The sequence below is a fragment of the Pacificibacter marinus genome (genome assembly GCF_018860505.1).
GTDB lineage: Bacteria > Pseudomonadota > Alphaproteobacteria > Rhodobacterales > Rhodobacteraceae > Celeribacter > Celeribacter marinus_B.
On sequence record NZ_JAHKPU010000051.1, the window covers coordinates 1 to 1496 of the forward strand.

Sequence of the window (1496 nt, forward strand, 5' to 3'; positions counted from 1 at the left end):
GTTTACACTCATTACGACCGCTTTACGGTTGGCGGTGCTGTGCCAAACGGCGGATCGCTCACCCTTGATAAGGTTGATGAGACCCGCACCACGACCTTTTTAGAGCGCCGCGAAATGGGCATCGTCAATATCGGCGAGGCCGGCACGGTGGAGGCGAACGGCGAAACATATGCGATGAACAAAGGCGATGTTTTGTATTTGGGCATGGGTACGGGGCCTGTGACATTCTCAGGTCAGGGGCGGTTCTACATCACCTCTTGCCCCGCGCATCAGACCTACGCGTCTCGTCTTGTGACCGTTGAAGATGCCAAAAAGGTCGAAATGGGCGAGGCGGCAACGTCGAACAAACGCACCATCAAGATGTTCATCCACCCGCTTGTGATGGAAAGCTGCCAATTGGTTTTGGGCTATACATCGTTGGAAGAGGGCTCGGTTTGGAACACGATTCCTGCGCATGTGCATGATCGCCGCATGGAAGCCTACCTGTATTGGGGCATGGATGAGGCCTCTCGCGTGTTGCATTTGATGGGCGAACCGACAGAGACGCGTCACCTGTTTGTGGCCAATGAACAGGCGGTTGTTTCCCCCACGTGGTCCATCCATTCGGGCGCGGGCATCGGCAAATATACCTTTATTTGGGCCATGGCGGGTGACAATGTCGATTACACCGATATGGATTTCGTGCAACCTGCTGATATGCGCTAAGGGGTTAAAATGTCTGATCTATTTTCTCTCTCAGGGCGTAAAGCGCTGGTCACCGGTGCCAACACAGGCATCGGTCAAGCCATCGCTGTGGCGCTTGCGGGCCAAGGCGCGCATGTGATCTGCGCGGGGCGACGCACCTGCGATGACACCGTGGCGATGATCGCAAAAAACGGAGGGACGGGCGCAAACCTGTCTCTCGATTTTGCCGATCCGATGGCCGCCAAAGAGGTGTTCAAAGGGCAGGGGATTTCGATCCTCGTCAACAATGCAGGCATCATCCGCCGCGATGATAGCGTCGACTATTCCGAGGAAGACTGGGACGCGGTGATGGACGTCAACCAAAAAGCGCTGTTCTTTACCTGTCAGGCCTTTGGCAAGGAATTGATCGCGCAAGGAGCGACAGGATCGATCGTGAATATCGCGTCTTTGCTGTCCTTCCAAGGCGGTATTCGCGTGCCGGCCTATACGGCGTCCAAACATGCTGTCGCGGGGATCACCAAAATTCTCGCCAATGAATGGGCGCCCCACGGCATCACGGTTAACGCCATCGCGCCGGGCTATATTGCCACCAATAACACCGAAGCTTTGCGGGCAGATCCCGTGCGCAACGAAGCCATCTTGGCACGCATCCCCGCAGGCCGCTGGGGCGATGCTGAAGACATCGGCGGCACCGCAGCCTATCTCGCGTCAAATGCAGCCAAATACGTCACCGGCGCCGTGCTGAACGTAGACGGCGGCTGGCTGGCGCGGTGAGGGTGAAATGATACAAACGGGCGCGGCTGGGTCGCGCC

At 57.2% G+C, this 1496-nt stretch carries 2 protein-coding genes; both read left to right on the forward strand.

Translation table 11 applies throughout. The features are described 5' to 3' along the window. On the forward strand, nucleotides 1–705 hold a 705-nt coding region (gene kduI / locus KO503_RS17660), incomplete at its 5' end, for a 5-dehydro-4-deoxy-D-glucuronate isomerase (RefSeq protein ID WP_215992873.1). 9 nt (nucleotides 706–714) lie between these two features. Next, nucleotides 715–1458: a 2-dehydro-3-deoxy-D-gluconate 5-dehydrogenase KduD gene (gene kduD / locus KO503_RS17665; RefSeq protein WP_215992874.1), complete on the forward strand. Its 744-nt coding sequence runs from the start codon at nucleotides 715–717 to the stop codon at nucleotides 1456–1458. Nucleotides 1459–1496: the final 38 nt, after the last annotated feature.